This window comes from Corynebacterium jeikeium (assembly GCA_003955985.1).
In the GTDB taxonomy this organism is placed as follows: domain Bacteria; phylum Actinomycetota; class Actinomycetes; order Mycobacteriales; family Mycobacteriaceae; genus Corynebacterium; species Corynebacterium jeikeium_D.
This window is the reverse complement of record CP033784.1, coordinates 1695578-1712039: the sequence shown is the minus strand read 5'-3', so window position 1 is coordinate 1712039 and position 16462 is coordinate 1695578. Positions and strand designations below refer to the sequence as shown.

Sequence of the window (16462 nt, the reverse complement as noted above, 5' to 3'; positions counted from 1 at the left end):
ACGGTGTGTGCGTCAGCGCGTGGCACAAACACTAAAAAATTCATAGACTTAGGAGCGTCAACAGGGTGTAACTGGTGAGAATGCCACCCCCGATAGGCGGGTCTTTCTCAGTATTTTATTAGGGCAGATATACTCAAAGGCACCCCACAGCCATATTTATTGTGGAGAAAGCTTAAGAATCGACTACTCTGCTTGGGTAGGACGAAACCTTAATCGGTTATCGAAAATTGTGTGGATCAGGAAGGCAGACACACGTGAATCAGCGTAGAAAGTTCGGAGTCGCCCGTAAGCTCGGCGTCCTCGGCGTTGCCACCGGTAGCGCAGCCTTGCTTGCCGGCTGCGATGTTAATCCTCCGGAGAACGGCTTCTTCAAGCTGCTCCGCTTTGGTTGGCCGGAAGGTGTGACCCCGGAAGCACAGTCCATGGGTAACTTCTGGGTTTGGACCTGGGTTGCAGCTTGGATTATCGGCATCATCGTTTGGGGCGTTACCCTTTACTCGATGGCAAACTTCACAGCTAAGAAGGCTGAAAAGAAGGGCAAGGGCGAGTTCCCGCGCCAGACTGCATACAACGTTCCGGTTGAGTTGTCTCTGACCATTCTCCCGATTCTGATCGTGATGACTCTGTTCTTCTTCACGGTTCAGACTCAGGACAAGGTCACTGCCCTGGATAAGGATCCGGAAGTTACCGTCGACGTCACCGGTTTCCAGTGGAACTGGAAGTTCGGTTACGCCAACATTTCCGCTGACCTGATGGGCGGCGAGGAATACAACGGTCGTATTGAGAAGCCGGCTGATGAGCAGTTCTTCACCGAGGGCGGCCACGAGGTTCCGTCCGCTGAGGATCGCGCAAAGCAGAAGGAGCACCCGGTTCACGGACGCTCCAAGGAGAGCCTCGACTACCTGCACTACGACGAGATTGAGACCCTCGGTACCACCGAAGAGGTTCCGGTCCTCGTTGTTCCGGAAGACACTGCAATCCAGTTCGACCTCGCGTCCGCTGACGTGATTCACTCCTTCTGGGTTCCGGAGTTCCTCTTCAAGCGCGACGTGTTCCCGCACCCGGAGGCTAACAAGTCCAACCGTGTCTTCCAGATCGAAAAGATTGACTCGGACAAGATTGCCAACCGACCAGAGGACAACCCGAGCGACAAGGTCAAGAACGCATTCGTTGGCCGTTGTGCCGAGATGTGTGGTACCTACCACGCAATGATGAACTTCGAGATTCGTGCTGTCTCCCGTGAGGCATTCACCGAGTACATCAAGTTCCGCCAGGAGAACCCAGAAGCTACTAACGCTGATGCTCTGAAGCACATCGGTGAGCCGGCATTCGCAGTCTCCACTTCGCCGTTCAACTCCGGTCGTGTCGACACCCGCGACATGGGTGATCGTGGTGCTAACACCATTGACCTGAACGCGACCGCCAAGTAAACCCAGCAAGATTCTTACTTAAAGGAAGTTCTCAAATGAAGTCTGCAGCAAAGCTCTTCTACGGACTTACCGTGTTCCTGGGGTTCATGGCTGTCGTCTACATCTTCGGCACTCAGTACCTCCAGGACACCGGTAACGTCATCAACGAAAGCCAGGGTCGCCTCGAGTGGGCTGGCGCAACCGGCCTGGTCCTCGCAGCTCTGATGACTCTGATGCTCGGTGGATACTTCCACTTCACTGAGCGCCGCTCCGACATCACCCCGGCCGACTTCGAAGAGGCAGAGATTGCCGACGGTGCAGGTACCCTCGGTTTCTTCTCCGCTAGCTCGATTTGGCCGTTCGTGATGACCATGGGCATCCTCCTCATGGGCTACGGCATCGCATTCATGGCCTACTGGCTGATTGTCCTTGGCGCGGTAATTCTGATCGTCTCCGGCACCAAGCTCAACACTCAGTACATCACTCCGCCGGAGAAGCACTAGTCCGAGTGCAATCAGACTGAACCACAGTCGTAGATAACCGAAAAGTCTCTCCCACTAACAAGGGCGTTAGTGGGAGAGACTTTTTTGTTTGGACGAGTTGGGGATCCTAACTGGTGTTACCTCGCCGGTTAGGATCTTTAGTCAATATATGATTCCGCATCAGGCGAATTCGATGGGTTTCTGCCCCTTAGGTAGTTCGATGACCTCACCGTCAGTCACCTGCAGATGACGCGCTTCGAGCGAGTTGATCATGCGGTGATCGTGGGTAATCACAATAATTGTGCCCTCTGCAGATGCGATCGCGTCTTGGACCTGCTCGATTAGATCCACACTCAGATGGTTCGTAGGCTCGTCGAGCAGCAAGATCTCCGGTGGGTTGGCTACGACCAACGCTAACGCCACCCGTCGCTGCTGGCCGATGGAGAGGCTTCCTACCGGGCGATTGGCATCCTTGGGGCTAAGCAACCCAAAGTCGTCGAGAGGCACGCGGGCATAGGGCGCAAGGTCGTACAACTCACGGGCGGACTTCTTTGGGTTTTCCCAGTCTTGTTCCTGGGCCAGCATGGCTACTCGACAGTTCTCGCCGATACGCACCTCGCCAGCCTGCGTCTCAACTTGCCCCATGATCGTCTTAAACAAAGTAGATTTGCCGGCCCCATTAGGGCCGGTGATCACGACCTTGTCGCCGGGACGAATAGTCAGTGAACCAACCCGAATTCGATCTGGGACGACCACACCGCGCATCTTGATGTGAAAATCTTCATCGCTGCCCGAAGCAGCGCGCTTGGTCGGTAAGGGGGCGGTCAACGGGGCATCAAAGCCCAGTAGTGCCGGTGGACGCTCCACACCTTCCTCAATGAGTTCCTCCAGCCGTTGCTTAGCCGAACGCACGCGGCGGGCGATTTGCCGCTCTACACGACCGCCACGGCGGTCATAAGCCATCTTGTTATTGTCCGTCATTTCCCGACCCGGTGAGACCTCACGAGCGCCATTCTCGATGGTGTCTTCCAACCGATTGCGTTCATGCTCCTCCGAGCGCCACTGGTGCTCCCATAGCTCACGCTGGTGGCGACGGTGCTTCGCGTAGTCGGAGTAATTACCACGGAACAGCCCAATACCAGGGCGCCCCGGCACCAAGTCTCCAATTACAGTACAAACGGCATCCAGGAAGTCGCGGTCATGTGTTGCCACCACAACCACTCCAGGGTGGTTCTGGATGGTGTCAATCACGAGCTGGCGACCGCGTTCATCGAGATGGTTGGTGGGCTCGTCGAGAAGCAAAATCTCTGGCTTTCGAATGAGCGTAATTGCGAGCCCCAGCCGCGCCCGCTGCCCGCCGGAAATCTCCGTGGTTAGTTGCTCTGTCAGGGGAGCGCCGTCCGGAGCAGTACCGGTCAGGCCGAGATGGTCGAGCACAATCTCCGCATTATGCTCGGCGTTCCAGTCATCGTGAGCCATGACGTCCGAGAAGGCCTTCGAATACGCCTTCTCTGCCGCCTCAGACTCATCTGGGGTCTTTGCTAAGGCCATCGCCTCAGCTGCTTCTTCTAGCTCCGCTAAACGACGTTTCGAGGGGCCGAGGGCCTCATCGATAAGCATTTGCACCGTGGAGTCGAAAGGCGCTTCCAGCTCCTGAGAGCCGAGCACACGCGTGCCAATATGAGTCACCGTACCGCTCGTGGGCCGACGACGACCCGATAGTAGCCAAAGAAGTGTGGACTTGCCGGCTCCGTTGTCTCCAACCAGACCGAGGACATCGCCGTCGGAAAGCGTGAGCGAGACATCGCGCAGAACAGGCGTGGCCTCGTAGTCGAAGTTGACACCGTTGGCGACAAGCTGTGTGGCGTTGCTCGAAAGATCGGTGGTGGGGGAGGGACTGGTAGACATATGTCCATTTTAGTACTGGTAAACAGCAGATTTGGTATCCGACATATGTGGGGTCAAGGTGAAATCGGAAGAATCTGGGTAACAAAAACCACCCCGGTCGACATCCGAAGTGGATGCGGACCGGGGTGGTCTTATTTGAGCGCAGTAGAAAACCTACCGCGGAGTTTTACTGCTCGAGCTGGCGACGCTCTTCAGCGTTCTGAGCTTCGAGGTCACGGAACATCTGAGCCTGCTGCTCGTGGTTCTCGTGCTCGATACGAGCTGCCTCTTCGGCGAGCTCCGGGGAGTCCGGGCTGAAGAAGCTACCGCGACCCGGGCTACCAGCGGCGCCCAGTTCGTTCATGGTCTTCGGGACGTAAGCACCCTGGTACTCGAGCGGAACGGCGTGGCCGTGCTCGTCGACCGGACCCAGTGGCTGGTGGACCTCGATGAAGGAACCATCAGGCAGCTGGTTGATGATGCCCGTCTCGATGCCGTGCTCCAGGACAGCGCGGTCAGAGCGCTGCAGGCCGATGCAGATTCGGTAAGTGACGAAGTAAGCGATCGGAGGCAGGATGATCAGACCGATACGGCCAACCCAGGTCATCACGTTCAGCGAGATCTGGAAGTGGTATGCGATCAGGTCGTTACCACCGGACAGAGTCAGCAGGGTGTAGAAGACCAAAGCCATGGCACCCAGGCCGGAGCGAACCGGCACGTCGCGCGGACGCTGCAGCAGGTTGTGGTGGGCGTTGTCGCCGGTGATCTTCGCCTCGATGAACGGGTAAGCGAAGAGCAGGACAACCAGAACACCACAGAGCAGGGCGACCCAGAAGACTGCCGGGATCGTGTAAGAGCCCAAGTAGAGCTCCCACGGCGGCATGACACGGGCAGCACCGTCAGTCCACAGCATGTAGATATCCGGCTGGGAACCAGCGGAAACCTGCGCCGGGTTGTACGGGCCAAGGTTCCAAATTGCGTTGATCTGGAAGATACCAGCGAATAGCGCCAGGAAGCCGAACGTAATCAGGCCGAAGGAAACGGACTTGACTGCGAAGATCGGGAGAATACGAACGCCGACGACGTTGTTCTCGGTACGACCTGCGCCAGGGAACTGGGTGTGCTTCTGGTACCAGACCAGAGCCAGGTGAGCGGCAATCAGACCCAGCAGCAGGGCCGGGAGAATCAGCACGTGTGCAATGTACAGGCGCGGGATAATCATGTCACCCGGGAAGTCGCCGTTGAACATCATCCAGTGCAGCCAGGTGCCGATAATCGGCAGACCGATGATGATTGCGGACATAATACGCAGACCAACACCGGAAAGCAGGTCGTCCGGCAGGGAGTAACCCATGAAGCCCTCTGCCACGGACAGCAGCAGGAGGATGGAACCGATGACCCAGTTAGCCTCACGCGGCTTGCGGAATGCGCCGGTGAAGAAGATGCGGAACATGTGCGCCATGATGGACACGGCGAACAGGAGAGCACCCCAGTGGTGAATCTGGCGAATGAACAGGCCACCGCGAACCTCGAAGGAGATCTGCAGGGCGGTCTCGTAGGCGCGAGACATCTCGACACCGTTGAGCGGCGCGTAGGCACCGTCGTAAATGACCTTCGACATCGACGGGTCGAAGAACAGAGTCAGGTAAACACCCGAGAAGAGCAGGACTACGAAGGAGTAGAGTGCAATCTCGCCCAGCAGGAAGGACCAGTGGGTAGGGAATACCTTATTGAGCTGCTTACGCATGCCGCCAGACAGGGTGTAGCGGTCATCCATATTCTTAGCAGCGGTTGCTAGTTTCGTTGGATTACTCATGACTGACGCTCCCAGAATGCCGGACCGACGGGCTCAATGAAGTTGCCCTCTGCGTACATGTAGCCTTCTTCGTCAACGCTGATCGGCAGCTCTGGAAGAGCGCGAGCAGCTGGACCGAAGACCGGCTTGCCGTAGTGCAGTGCATCGAACTGCGACTGGTGGCATGGGCAGAGAATACGGTTCGTCTGCTGTTCGTACAGAGAAGTCGGGCAACCGATGTGTGTACAAATCTTCGAGTAGGCGAAGTAGTCGCCGTAGTGGAAGTCTTCCTGACCCTTGCGCAGGATTGCCTTTTCAGCGTCCTGGGAACGCAGACGGATCAGCATGACCGAGTTGCGGGAGCCGTGAATCGAGTGCATGTGTGCCTCGTAGACATCAGCATCCTTGGAGTACTTGTCGCCGTCGTTGACGTCCTCCTCCGGAAGAGGGAAGACGGTCTCCATGGAACCTGCGGACAGGTCCTCTGGGCGGAGGCGAACCAGGCGGGAAACGCCCTTAGTGGTGTAGCCGTGTACGCCCTCTTCAGCGATAGCGCCGGTGTCGCGACCCAGGTAAACCTTGTGGCCCTTCTCGACGAGAGTCCAGCCGGTGGTCCACAGGGTGCCGTCACCAGTGACGTCAACGTCGTGGCGTGGCTTCCACGGGTTCTTAATCATGCCGCCAAGCGGAAGGATCATGCCGATACCAGCCAGGACGGCGCCGGTACCAAGGAGGCCCTTGATAGCGGAGCGACGACCCAGGGTGGAGGTCTGCCAAGAATCGTTCAGCAGGGCAACGATGGTCTTCTGGTCGACCTCTTCGGACGGACCATCGTGGCGGCGCTGAACCGAAATTTCTTCCGGAATGAAGCGCTTGGTGAACTTAACTGCACCAATACCCAGGGTGACGATGCAGCCACCGATGGTGATCCCCAGCAGCGGGGTGTACATGGTGTACAACCACAGACCCTCTTCGCCGTGACCCTTGTAGTGCCACGGGTAGAACAGGTAGATGGCGACGAATGCCAGGCCAAGAATGACCGACAGTGCCAGCCAGATGGTGACACCACGAGCCGCGCGCTTTTCAGCCGGGTCGTTGGCAATCGGGAAGCGTTCCTTGCGGTAAGCAATGGTCACGTCATCGAGTTCAGCACCCAGACGAGCGAGATCCGCATTGCTCATCTTCGACAGCTCTTCGGAGCTGTACTTCTTGTTTTCGTTATTACTCATCGGCGGGATCCAATCCAAAGAGCGGCCGCTACGAGAGCGACAATGCCTACAATCCACATGACAAGGCCCTCAGCAACTGGGCCGATGCCACCAATGCCCCAACCACCCGGGGTCGGAGTTTCCTTGGCGTTCTTGATGTAGGCGATGATGTCCTTCTTCTCGTCAGCAGACAGCTGGCGGTCAGAGAACTTCGGCATATTCTGCGGGCCGGTCAGCATTGCCTGGTAGATTTCCTGCTCATTTGCAGGATCCAGGACCGGTGCGTACTTACCGCTGGACAGTGCGCCGCCACGACCGGTGAAGTTGTGGCAGGATGCACAGTTCAGGCGGAACAGCTCGGAACCGCGAGCAACGTCAGCCTTGTCAAGCTCACCGTTCGGGCCGGCGTTCTTACCGCGTAGCGACTCCATAGCGATGGAGCCGTCCTCGTCGCGGACGATGCCGGCGCCGCCGCCATTAGCCTGGACGTAGGCTGCGATAGCCAGCGTCTGCTCTTCGGAGTAACGCGGGGTCTTACGTGCTGCCTGAGCCTCGTTGCGGAGCATCGGCATACGACCGGAGTGAACCTGGAAGTAAACCGAGCCTTCGCCGACGCCGATCAGCGACTTGCCGCGGTCCTTAACGCCCTGAAGGTTGGCGCCGTGGCAAGTAATACAAGCAACGTCGTAAAGCTCCTTGCCCTGCTGAATCATTGCGGCTTCATCCTGCTGAGCAGTAGCCGTCTGTGCATCAGGGGTCAGAGCATTAGCGAGGAAGCCCGCGCCGGTGAGGGCGAGAGCCATAGCCATAATGCCGGAGGCAGTACGGCGCATCTTGCGGCGGCCCTTTGACTTCGGGACCGCAGCCAAGGACGTGGTGTCCTTGGTTTCGGAGGTAGTGTTTTCCATCTTTTTCCCTTTAATACTGTTCGTGGAAAGTGGATGGGCTGTAGGCCGTACTAAACAAAGGACGGCCAATACGGCCTACTGGATGAAGTAGATGGTGATAAACAGGCCAATCCACACGACGTCGACGAAGTGCCAGTAGTACGAGACCACGATGGCAGCAGTGGCCTGTGCCGGGGTGAACTTCGCCTTGGAGGTACGGATAAGCACCACAACGAAAGCCAGCACACCCGCGAGGACGTGGGCTGCGTGGAATCCGGTGGTGATGAAGAAGACCGAACCGTAAATGGAGTTCTGAATGGTCAGACCGTGGCTAACCAGTGTGAAGTACTCGTAAGCCTGGCCGACGAGGAAGATTGCACCCAGGGCGGTGGACAGTGCGTACCACTTACGGAGTGCGAAAACGTCGCCACGCTCGGCCGCGAACACGCCCCACTGGGCAGTGAACGAAGACGACACTAGGATCACGGTGATCAATAGTGCGTACGGGACATTGAGGTGGCCGGTACCCCAATCCCACGAATCGCCCTGGCCGTTCGCGCGTGACACGAAGTACATCGCGAACAGACCGGCGAAGAACATTAATTCCTGAGACAGGAACACAATCGTGCCGACACTGACCATATTCGGTCGGTTCAGTGTCGCAGCACGACGTGGTGCTGTCATACCTTGATTTTCAACTGCGCTCGTCACAACTAACAGTATGTACTGTTCTTAAGGAGTAGTCACGTTGCAACCCCCGTTTTTGTATAAAAATTCCTAAAATCCCAGGTCGCGAGGAAAGGTTTCTGAGAATTTCACTAATTTTTCCCCCTGTTGGGAACTTTCCGGTGTCTTTATCCGACGCGGGTGAATTCGAGGGTTTTGTTGTGCCGAGGTGCGTGGTGTCCATCCCCCTGGACTGCCAAGTTCGCCTCCGGTGAACCTGGGTTAGCGATACTGCGGCATCAGCTGTCGGTTAGTTTATCGCAGGTTCGGCTCTGTTTAATATCGTATTTTTCCAGTTGCCCCAATGGGGGTGAGATTTTCGGTGAACGCAAAAGGTGGACCTGGTGATGCGCTGGATATATGGGGGAGGTATCTTGTCTTATTACGTACATCACGGTGGGATTTTTTCAACAGCCCTGTGATGTGGTGCGCCTGGTGGGCGGGATAGCCAGCAGTACCTAGGTGCAGTTGTATTAATAAAGTACGAATACAGACTTGACTATCTAGTGGAAGGGAGTGGCGATGAGCGAGATCGGCGATAAGAGGGCGGTCGAAAACTGGCGCCATGTTCTCTCCACGATTGGCGCTGGCCGCGAAGTTTCCGGTGAGGGCATTCGATTCGCCATGGATCAGATCATGTCCGGTGCTTCCGGAGACGTGCAGACCGCAACGTTTGCTTTCGGTCTCCTCGCCAAGGGGATTACGGCTGCCGAGCTCGATGCTGCGGCTGAGGGCATGCTTTCATTTGCCCGCCCAGTTCATGATCCACAGCTCGCCGGTGTTATTGAGCGCGGTGCAGTCGATATCGTCGGCACCGGTGGTGATGGCGCAAATACCGTCAACATCTCCACGATGTCCATGATTGTTATCGCGGCCAGCGGTGTGCCGGTGCTCAAGCACGGTAACCGCGCGGCTTCTTCGAAGTCGGGCGGAGCTGACATGCTGGAGGCCTTTGGCATCGACATTGAGAACGGTCTCGTTACTTCTCCGGAACATCCGGATTTCTACGTGCGCTTCCTCTTTGCCGCTCGCTTTCATCCGGCCATGCGCTTCGCTGGACCGGTGCGTAAGGAGCTAGCGGTTCCGACAGTCTTCAACCTGTTGGGGCCGCTGACGAATCCAGCACGCCCGCAGGCGAGCTTGATTGGCTGTGCCTTCGAAGATCAGATGGAGACGATGGCGGACACCTTCGCCCGCCGTGGTCAGCGCGCTTTGGTGGTTCGCGGAAGCGATGGTCTCGACGAGATTACCGTTACTGGTCCCACCAAGGTCTTTATTGTGGAAAACGGAGAAGTTGCCGAAGATGTCATCGATCCACATGACTATGGCATGGAGTACTCCGAAATTGACGCGCTGCGTGGCGGTGACCCCGCTTACAACGCTGATGTTGCACGTCGCATTTGGGCTGGCGAACTCGAAGGTCCGATTCGCGATGCAGTCATCCTTAACTCCGCTGCCGCGATCGCCATTTCGCGTGGTCTGAGTGGCCGTCCACTAAAGGAAGCTATGGCCGACTCCATTGAAGAGGTCAAGGAAACGCTCCAGTCGGGGCTGTGCCTGGACATCCTTACCGCGGCGATGAAGGGTTAAGGTTCGCGTCGCGCTTCACGACGTGCTTGCTGCGCGTCAATTGCCCACTGAAGGTATTTTCCTGCGCCTAACCTAGGGTAGGAATACTCGCCTCCGGTGGGCTTTATTCGTACCTCCGGGCGCTGCAGCCATTTCCAGATAATACTGAGTTCATCAATCGATGCTCCTTTATATAAGGAATCATCTGGAGTGACTGTTTGGGCTGAACTCTCCATGAGCTCGATGATGTAGTTCATTTCCGCGCCACGTGGTGCGGTGCTGGCGCCGGCCAACCTGCCGTAGCGAATTTCCGCTAGATGCCAGCCGCCATTGCCATCGGGGAAAGCGGCTTGCAGAGATGGGATGGCTGCAAGCATGCTCAGGCGCTGCTGCTTGTCCAAGCTGATAATGAACTCCGCGGCGCGGTCACGTTGCACTGCCGCGCGTTGGAAGCGGTGTGCTTCGGCAAGTGCTGATATCTCTGCAATCATGTCTGCGATCTCGTCTGCGCCGGTGGTGGAGATCTGAGCGGTTGTTATCGCAAAGTCGTCGTTAAGCGCGGAGAACCTGTCGCGGATGGCAGTAGCGGTGTCGCGCGTGCGGAAAGGACCTAGGCTGCGGGCGTCGGTGACTGCCCGGCTAATCTTGGCAGGCCGACCGGGGCTAGTGGGGACGATGTACCAGCCGCGGGTTGGTTCGGTGCGTTGTCGGTTGTAGGGCGGACGGAGTGCAGAGATCAGACGAGCCTCGCGAATTTCTGCAGCGAAGCCGTGCGGGCACTCGATGATCTCGACGCGTTCGGCTAGAGAGACCATTTCCGTAATCTTGCGACGAGAATCAGTACCGTTGAAATACTGCAGAAGTCTACGTCGCAAATCGAGAGCTGTACCTATATATAAGGGGTCGTCATTTCTTGACCGAAAAACATAGACACCAGGGGTGTGCGGAGCTCCATCGGCAAGGTGCCGTTTAGCACGAACCTCTGGAGCGACGGTGGGCGAGTAGTGCACTAGCTCGGACGCTGTTTGTACTTCATCGCCAGCTAGTCTCTCCACGAGGTAGTGAAGGACGTCGACGGTTGCGATTGCGTCGTCAAGCGCCCGGTGGGTGGGGCGATTCGGAGAACCGACGTACCGTGCGAGCTGTGAGAGCTTGAAACTGCCAACTTGTGAGCGGTCGAGGACGCGACGCGCCAACGTGAGGGTGTCTACGACACTGGGGCTCGGCCAATCTAGGCCCAAATCTGTGCAAGCCTGGCGGAGGAATCCAATATCGAACTTGGCATTATGCGCAACCCAGACGCTTCCCCGGGCAAATTCGAGGAACTGAGTAATAACTGTGCCGAGCTGTGGGGCGGTTTCAACATCGGCGGTAGTGATGCCGGTCAGAGATGTGATGTGGTCAGGGATCTCCATACCGGGGTCGATGAAGCTGGAAAAGGTGCCAATTGTCTTACCGCCACGGGTTTTGATGGCCCCAATTTCAATGATGTGGTCGTTTTTGGCCTTCAATCCGGTCGTTTCCAGGTCTACGACGACAAAGGTGGTGTTGAAAAGAGAATCATCGACGGTGCCTTCGAGAGGGAAGTGCTGTTGTCCTGAATCCACGTCAATAATCCTATGCTGAGCGCTCCTAGTGGTGTTAAAACTGTGAAACTTGAGCAAATTGAGCTGTTGCAAGCTGGAGTGTGACATAAAACACGTTTTGAGCCCGCGATAAAAATGTGTCGACTTTAAGGCATTAAGTGTAAAGTTCTCGGCGGACTTCAAAATGCCAGGTAGTGACACGTTTATCAAACTGTTATTATTCCGCTATAGGGGGAGTGTCTAGTTGTAACAGCTTGGTAACGGTTTAGTTCTATCGATGGTAACAACCGGGCCTCGAGCGGTTTTCTGGGCAAACGGCTAGACAAAACTTGATGCCATTTCGTAACCTTATCGAGACATTGAAACGGGGCCACTGAGTTGGTGCCGGTCATTGATAAGAAAACACAGAGCCTTATCGAAGGTCCTGAGGGTCTAAGTAGTGAGAGCCTCAGGGGATTCGAGCCGGGGACCCACCTCGAACCATGGGGTGAATCCCAAAGGGAAATCCCGGAGGGTAGGAAGTCTTCCATTCTTCCGAACCCGTCAGCTAACCCGGTCGGCTAAACAGGAAGATTTTGGAGTTTCAAAACAATGGGCAAGCACCACCGCCGTTCTAACTTTGCACGCAACGCAGTCGCATTTGGCGCAACTGTCGCCGGCGTTACCGCTCTCGCAGTTCCGACCGCTAACGCTAACCCGCTGAACGACATCCAGGGCGCACTGAACGGCTTCGATACCCCGCAGGTTGCAGGTATGCAGGATGTTGTTGGCAAGTTCAACGACATCGCAGGTGAGGTTACCTCCGGCAGCGTTGCAAACGTTGCAGCACCGTCCACTGGTTCGGCTATCGTCTCCGCTGCACGTTCCAAGATCGGTTCCCCGTATGTGTGGGGCGCTACCGGTCCGAACTCTTTCGACTGCTCCGGTCTGACCTCCTGGGCATACCAGCAGGTCGGTAAGTCGATCCCGCGTACCTCCCAGGCGCAGGCTTCCCAGGGTACCGCGGTCTCCAGCCCGGCACTGGGTGACATCGTTTCCTTCTACTCTGGCGCTACCCACGTCGGCATCTTCTCCGGCAACGGCAACGTGATTCACGCTCCGCAGTCCGGCGATGTCGTCAAGGAAGCTCCGATGAACTACATGCCGGTTCACAACTTCGTCCGCTTCTAATCTGTTTGAACGGATGACAACCTGCGGGGCCTTGATACCCCGCAGAGCCTTGGCTCTCTTTTTACCGAGGGGGCACTGAGGCGAGCGCCCGGGTGCTGACGCTATGCGCGTCGTAAAGCACTATAGGGGCGCTCGCCTCATTTTTTGTTTTTCTACTGCGGTTACGCAATGCGTGGAGTCGAAGGGCTATCCTGGTTACTCCCTTTGGATACCCCTTTGCGCTGGCGGTTTGTCGGTGTGTTGTTCCGCGGCAAGGCTGCTACAATTTGCTCGAATGCGTCAAGTGGTTTGATGTTTTGTTTTTCGGGGAAGAAATTTGAATACACAACTTGAAAAGGGTTTGGATTTGTCGCGTCACCGTGTCTCTCGTCGTCGCCACAACTCTCGTCGCGGTGTAGTCGGGCTTACGGTCGTGACTGGGCTAACCTTTGGCGCCGTAGGTTTGGCGCCGATTGCCTCTGCACAGGATGAACAGCCAGCCCCGGATCTGGCTACTGCAGACGGCATTATTGCAGAGCTGGAGAAGATTTCTCGGGATACCGAAGCGGTTTCTGAGGAAGTTACCGAGCTGGATTCCCAGGTTCAGGCCAAGGAAGAGGAACTCCGGCACGCCGAGGGGGAGCTGAAGCACTCTGAGGATCAGGTTCTCCGAGCACAGGATGACCTCAAGGCGCTCTCTGGTGAGATTTCTTACTTCGCGAAGAAGCGGATGCGTGGTGAAATCGTCGACCCATTGTCGGCCGCCCTGGGATCTGCCAGTGCTCAGGACGCTATCGACCGTGCCGGTTACATCAACAAGATGTTCCGCGACAACGATGAAGTTGTCAGCCGTGCGGTGCAAGCCCGCAAGGATGCCGAGGATGGTAAGGCCAATGCGCTGCGTCTGCAGGACGATATCCGCAAGCAGCTCGATGACCTGGCCAAGCGCCGCGATGATTTGGACAAGCGCAGCGCCGAATTTGATGAGCGCGCCGAGCATGTCAAGTCCATGGTTGAATCGCTGAGCCCCGAACAGCGGGAAATTTGGATTTCCAAGAACAACCCAATTACCGAAGGGTTGGACAAACTGCTCGGATCTTCCGCCGCAGTTGATGCCGCTCTGTCGAAGCTGGGCTCCCCGTACTCGTGGGGAGCTGCTGGTCCCTCTGAGTTCGACTGCTCCGGCCTGATGTACTGGGCGTACCAGCAGATTGGTAAGTCCATCCCGCGGACCTCGCAGGCACAGCTCGCCGGTGGTACTCCGGTGAGCCGCGACCAGCTGCAGCCGGGCGACATCATCGGTTACTACCCGGGAATCACGCACGTGGGCATGTACATCGGCAATGGTCAGATTGTCCATGCTTCCGACTACGGTATTCCAGTCCAGGTCGTTTCCATCGACCAAGGTGGCCCGTACCAAGGCGCTGTCCGCTTCTAACTAGCGGCAGGTGACCTCGCGTCCTTTTAGTCAAGGTAGATAAACTCGGCTCCATGTCTGCGCGCGTACTGCTCATTACGAATGACTTCCCGCCTCGCGATGGTGGAATCGAGTCCTACCTGCGTGATTTCTGTGCTCGTTTGGATCCGGAGAACCTCGTAGTCCTCGCGTCCTCGCGAGCCCCCGAAGAAAAGCTCCGCGCCTACGACGAGTCGCTACCGTACCGTGTTTATCGCATGCGTGATTCCGTGCTGCTGCCACTGCCGCACGTAGCTCGTCGCGCCGCTCAGATTATTCGCACCGAACGCATTGACACCGTATGGTTTGGTGCCGCCGCGCCACTTGGTTTGCTTGCCGACGCATGCCGTCGCGCAGGTGCCACCCGCATCGTTGCTACCACTCACGGACATGAAGTGGGCTGGTCGATGCTGCCATTGGCCCGCCAGATGCTGAGGCGCATTGGTAAGAGCTCCGATGTTGTGACCTATATTTCCCGCTACACCCGTGGTCGATTTGCGGCAGCCTTTGGTCCGCAAACAGCATTTGAACGCCTGCCTTCCGGTGTCGATATCGAGCGATTTTCCCCGGACCCCGAGGCGGGACAGAAGATCCGGCAGCACCACGGAATCGGTGAGTCCCAGCCGCTTATCGTCTGTATTTCTCGGCTAGTGCGCCGAAAAGGCCAAGATATGCTGATTCGCAGCATGCCTAAGGTTCTTGAGCAGCACCCGGATGCCAGGTTGCTGATCGTGGGCGTTGGTCCGTTGAACCGAGAATTGAAAAAGCTGGCAGTAAAGCTCGGGGTCTCCGAGCAGGTTATTTTTGCCGGCAAGGTCTCTTATGATGACCTCCCCGCCTATTACAATGCGGCCAGCATTTTTGCCATGCCCGCCCGAACCCGCGGACGTGGCCTTGATGTAGAAGGCCTCGGCATTGTCTACTTGGAAGCACAGGCCTGCGGTGTCCCTGTCATAGCTGGCAAGTCTGGTGGCGCCCCGGAGACAGTTATCGATGGCGAAACTGGCATCGTTGTCGACGGGGCCTCGAAGCGCAGCGTCGCCACCGGGCTGGTTGAGATTTTGGATAATCCGGAGCGCGCGGCGGCGATGGGAGCCTGTGGTCGGGAGCATGTTGTGCAGTCGTGGACCTGGGAGGTCATGGCTGCTCGGGCTCGCCGAATTCTCCGAACCTGCGCAATCCCTTTATAATCAACTGTTATGTCCACCGATATTCCGATTCATCCGAACTCAGACGAGTCCGACGCCGCTGATCGCCCGGCTATCGGTTTTGATATTGGTGGAACAAACCTGCGCGCTGCAGTGGTCAGCGCTGATGGGCAGGTGCTGTATCGAGTTCAGACCAGTTCTGATGGCAGTGTGGATGCCATTGAACGTGGCATTGTCCAGACATCCGAGCGCTTGGTTGAACGCTTTCCAGATGTCAGCGCCATCGGTTTAGCTGTAGCTGGTTTTTTGGATTCTGACCGCCAGACGGTTCGTTTTGCCCCGCATCTGCCGTGGCGCGATGCGAACGTCGTCAAGCGTTTATCCTTGCTTCTCCCATGTCCGCTGCAGCTTGAGCACGATGCCAACTCGGCCGCCTGGGGTGAGTATCGCTTTGGTGCGGCTCGCGGTGCGGATAATTGGGTGCTGTTTGCGCTGGGTACGGGAATCGGCGGCGCGATGATGCAGGGGGGTGAGATTTACCGTGGCGCGTACGGCACGGCGCCGGAATTCGGCCACCTCACCGTTGTGCCGGATGGTCGTCCCTGCTCCTGCGGAAAGCGTGGTTGCTTGGAGCGTTACTGCTCGGGTACGGCGTTGGTTACCACCGCTCAGGAACTCTCTGAATCCGGTCGCTACTTCTCGCGGCTTACCGACGGGCTCGTGGCCGGCTCGGTAACTGGTACCGATGTCGTCTCGGCTGCTCGCCAGGGGGATGAATTGGCTCTAGCTGCGATTGATGACTTTGCTACCTGGCTGGGGCGTGGCCTGTCGATGGTGGGCGATGTCTTTGATCCGGAATTGATTGTTATCGGTGGCGGTGTTGCCTCGGCGTCTGATCTATACCTGGACAAGGCCAAGGCCGAGTTTGCCCGCAATCTCACCGGCGCTGGCTATCGTCCGGTAGCGGATGTGCGGGTCGCTGAACTAGGTGCGGATGCTGGGTTGATTGGTGCGGCGGATATTGCGCGCAGCGTTGTGGCTGCCGAGGGTGCGACATCGTCGTAAAGCGTCAATTTGGGGATTGCAGGGGAATTCGCCCGCGAAAAGGTGGGGGAATGGCTGCGGAGATGGATCGTCGGACCAACTGAACCTGTATAGTT

The 16462-nt window shown here is 57.1% G+C and carries 13 protein-coding genes; 7 read left to right on the top strand and 6 right to left on the bottom strand.

The features are described from left to right. Positions 1-254 precede the first annotated feature (254 nt). Both EGX79_07510 and EGX79_07505 read left to right on the top strand, forming a co-directional pair. The gene (locus tag EGX79_07510; GenBank protein AYX82043.1) at positions 255-1430 is read left to right on the top strand and encodes a cytochrome c oxidase subunit II; all 1176 of its coding nucleotides are present in this window, start codon (positions 255-257) and stop codon (positions 1428-1430) included. A gap of 35 nt (positions 1431-1465) precedes the next feature. Further along, complete coding sequence (locus tag EGX79_07505) at positions 1466-1912, top strand: cytochrome C oxidase subunit IV (GenBank protein ID AYX82042.1); 447 nt, start codon at positions 1466-1468, stop codon at positions 1910-1912. Positions 1913-2071: 159 nt separating this feature from the next. Here EGX79_07505 and EGX79_07500 read toward each other — a convergent pair whose 3' ends face one another. The 5 genes from EGX79_07500 to EGX79_07480 all read right to left on the bottom strand — a co-directional run bounded on the left by EGX79_07500 (position 2072) and on the right by EGX79_07480 (position 8379). After that, positions 2072-3799 carry an ABC transporter ATP-binding protein gene (locus EGX79_07500; GenBank protein AYX82041.1) on the bottom strand — a complete coding sequence of 576 codons (1728 nt, stop codon included), beginning with the start codon at positions 3797-3799 and terminating at the stop codon, positions 2072-2074. A gap of 166 nt (positions 3800-3965) precedes the next feature. Next, the gene (locus EGX79_07495) at positions 3966-5594 is read right to left on the bottom strand and encodes a cytochrome bc complex cytochrome b subunit (protein ID AYX82040.1); all 1629 of its coding nucleotides are present in this window, start codon (positions 5592-5594) and stop codon (positions 3966-3968) included. Next, positions 5591-6802 carry a ubiquinol-cytochrome c reductase iron-sulfur subunit gene (locus EGX79_07490; protein ID AYX82039.1) on the bottom strand — a complete coding sequence of 404 codons (1212 nt, stop codon included), beginning with the start codon at positions 6800-6802 and terminating at the stop codon, positions 5591-5593. The genes EGX79_07495 and EGX79_07490 overlap by 4 nt, the downstream gene beginning before the upstream one ends. After that, positions 6799-7689, bottom strand: coding sequence for a cytochrome C (locus EGX79_07485; GenBank protein ID AYX82038.1), 891 nt, complete (start codon positions 7687-7689; stop codon positions 6799-6801). Before EGX79_07485 ends, EGX79_07490 begins: the two co-directional genes overlap by 4 nt. Positions 7690-7764: 75 nt before the next feature. Beyond that, on the bottom strand, positions 7765-8379 hold the full coding sequence (locus EGX79_07480; protein ID AYX82037.1) for a heme-copper oxidase subunit III: 615 nt from the start codon (positions 8377-8379) through the stop codon (positions 7765-7767). A 537-nt stretch (positions 8380-8916) separates the two neighbouring features. Between EGX79_07480 and trpD the strand changes: the two genes are divergently transcribed. Continuing rightward, positions 8917-9984, top strand: coding sequence for an anthranilate phosphoribosyltransferase (trpD, locus tag EGX79_07475; protein ID AYX82036.1), 1068 nt, complete (start codon positions 8917-8919; stop codon positions 9982-9984). On the opposite strand, the gene EGX79_07470 is transcribed toward trpD, so the two are convergent. Next, the gene (locus tag EGX79_07470) at positions 9981-11570 is read right to left on the bottom strand and encodes a DNA polymerase III subunit epsilon (protein AYX82035.1); all 1590 of its coding nucleotides are present in this window, start codon (positions 11568-11570) and stop codon (positions 9981-9983) included. The two genes, trpD and EGX79_07470, sit on opposite strands and share 4 nt — an antisense overlap. Positions 11571-12140: 570 nt before the next feature. Here EGX79_07470 and EGX79_07465 point away from each other — a divergent pair. From EGX79_07465 to EGX79_07450, 4 genes are all read left to right on the top strand, one after another. Then, a complete protein-coding gene (locus EGX79_07465) occupies positions 12141-12719 on the top strand; it encodes a peptidoglycan endopeptidase (protein AYX82034.1) in 579 nt (192 codons plus the stop codon). 316 nt (positions 12720-13035) lie between these two features. After that, entirely contained in the window at positions 13036-14136 is a 1101-nt protein-coding gene (locus EGX79_07460; GenBank protein AYX82033.1) for a cell wall hydrolase, read from the top strand. Between the two features lie 53 nt (positions 14137-14189). Continuing rightward, positions 14190-15344 carry a glycosyltransferase family 1 protein gene (locus EGX79_07455; GenBank protein AYX82032.1) on the top strand — a complete coding sequence of 385 codons (1155 nt, stop codon included), beginning with the start codon at positions 14190-14192 and terminating at the stop codon, positions 15342-15344. Positions 15345-15353: 9 nt separating this feature from the next. Next, positions 15354-16367 (top strand): ROK family glucokinase, encoded by a 1014-nt coding sequence (locus tag EGX79_07450; protein AYX82031.1) that lies wholly within the window; start codon positions 15354-15356, stop codon positions 16365-16367. Positions 16368-16462 lie beyond the last annotated feature (95 nt).

Coding starts and splice junctions, on each gene's coding strand:
- EGX79_07505 (AYX82042.1), top strand. CDS start 1,466: ATGAAGTCTGCAGCAAAGCTCTTCTACGGACTTACCGTGTTCCTGGGG.
- EGX79_07500 (AYX82041.1), bottom strand. CDS start 3,799: ATGTCTACCAGTCCCTCCCCCACCACCGATCTTTCGAGCAACGCCACA.
- EGX79_07495 (AYX82040.1), bottom strand. CDS start 5,594: ATGAGTAATCCAACGAAACTAGCAACCGCTGCTAAGAATATGGATGAC.
- EGX79_07490 (AYX82039.1), bottom strand. CDS start 6,802: ATGAGTAATAACGAAAACAAGAAGTACAGCTCCGAAGAGCTGTCGAAG.
- EGX79_07485 (AYX82038.1), bottom strand. CDS start 7,689: ATGGAAAACACTACCTCCGAAACCAAGGACACCACGTCCTTGGCTGCG.
- trpD (AYX82036.1), top strand. CDS start 8,917: ATGAGCGAGATCGGCGATAAGAGGGCGGTCGAAAACTGGCGCCATGTT.
- EGX79_07465 (AYX82034.1), top strand. CDS start 12,141: ATGGGCAAGCACCACCGCCGTTCTAACTTTGCACGCAACGCAGTCGCA.
- EGX79_07455 (AYX82032.1), top strand. CDS start 14,190: ATGTCTGCGCGCGTACTGCTCATTACGAATGACTTCCCGCCTCGCGAT.
- EGX79_07450 (AYX82031.1), top strand. CDS start 15,354: ATGTCCACCGATATTCCGATTCATCCGAACTCAGACGAGTCCGACGCC.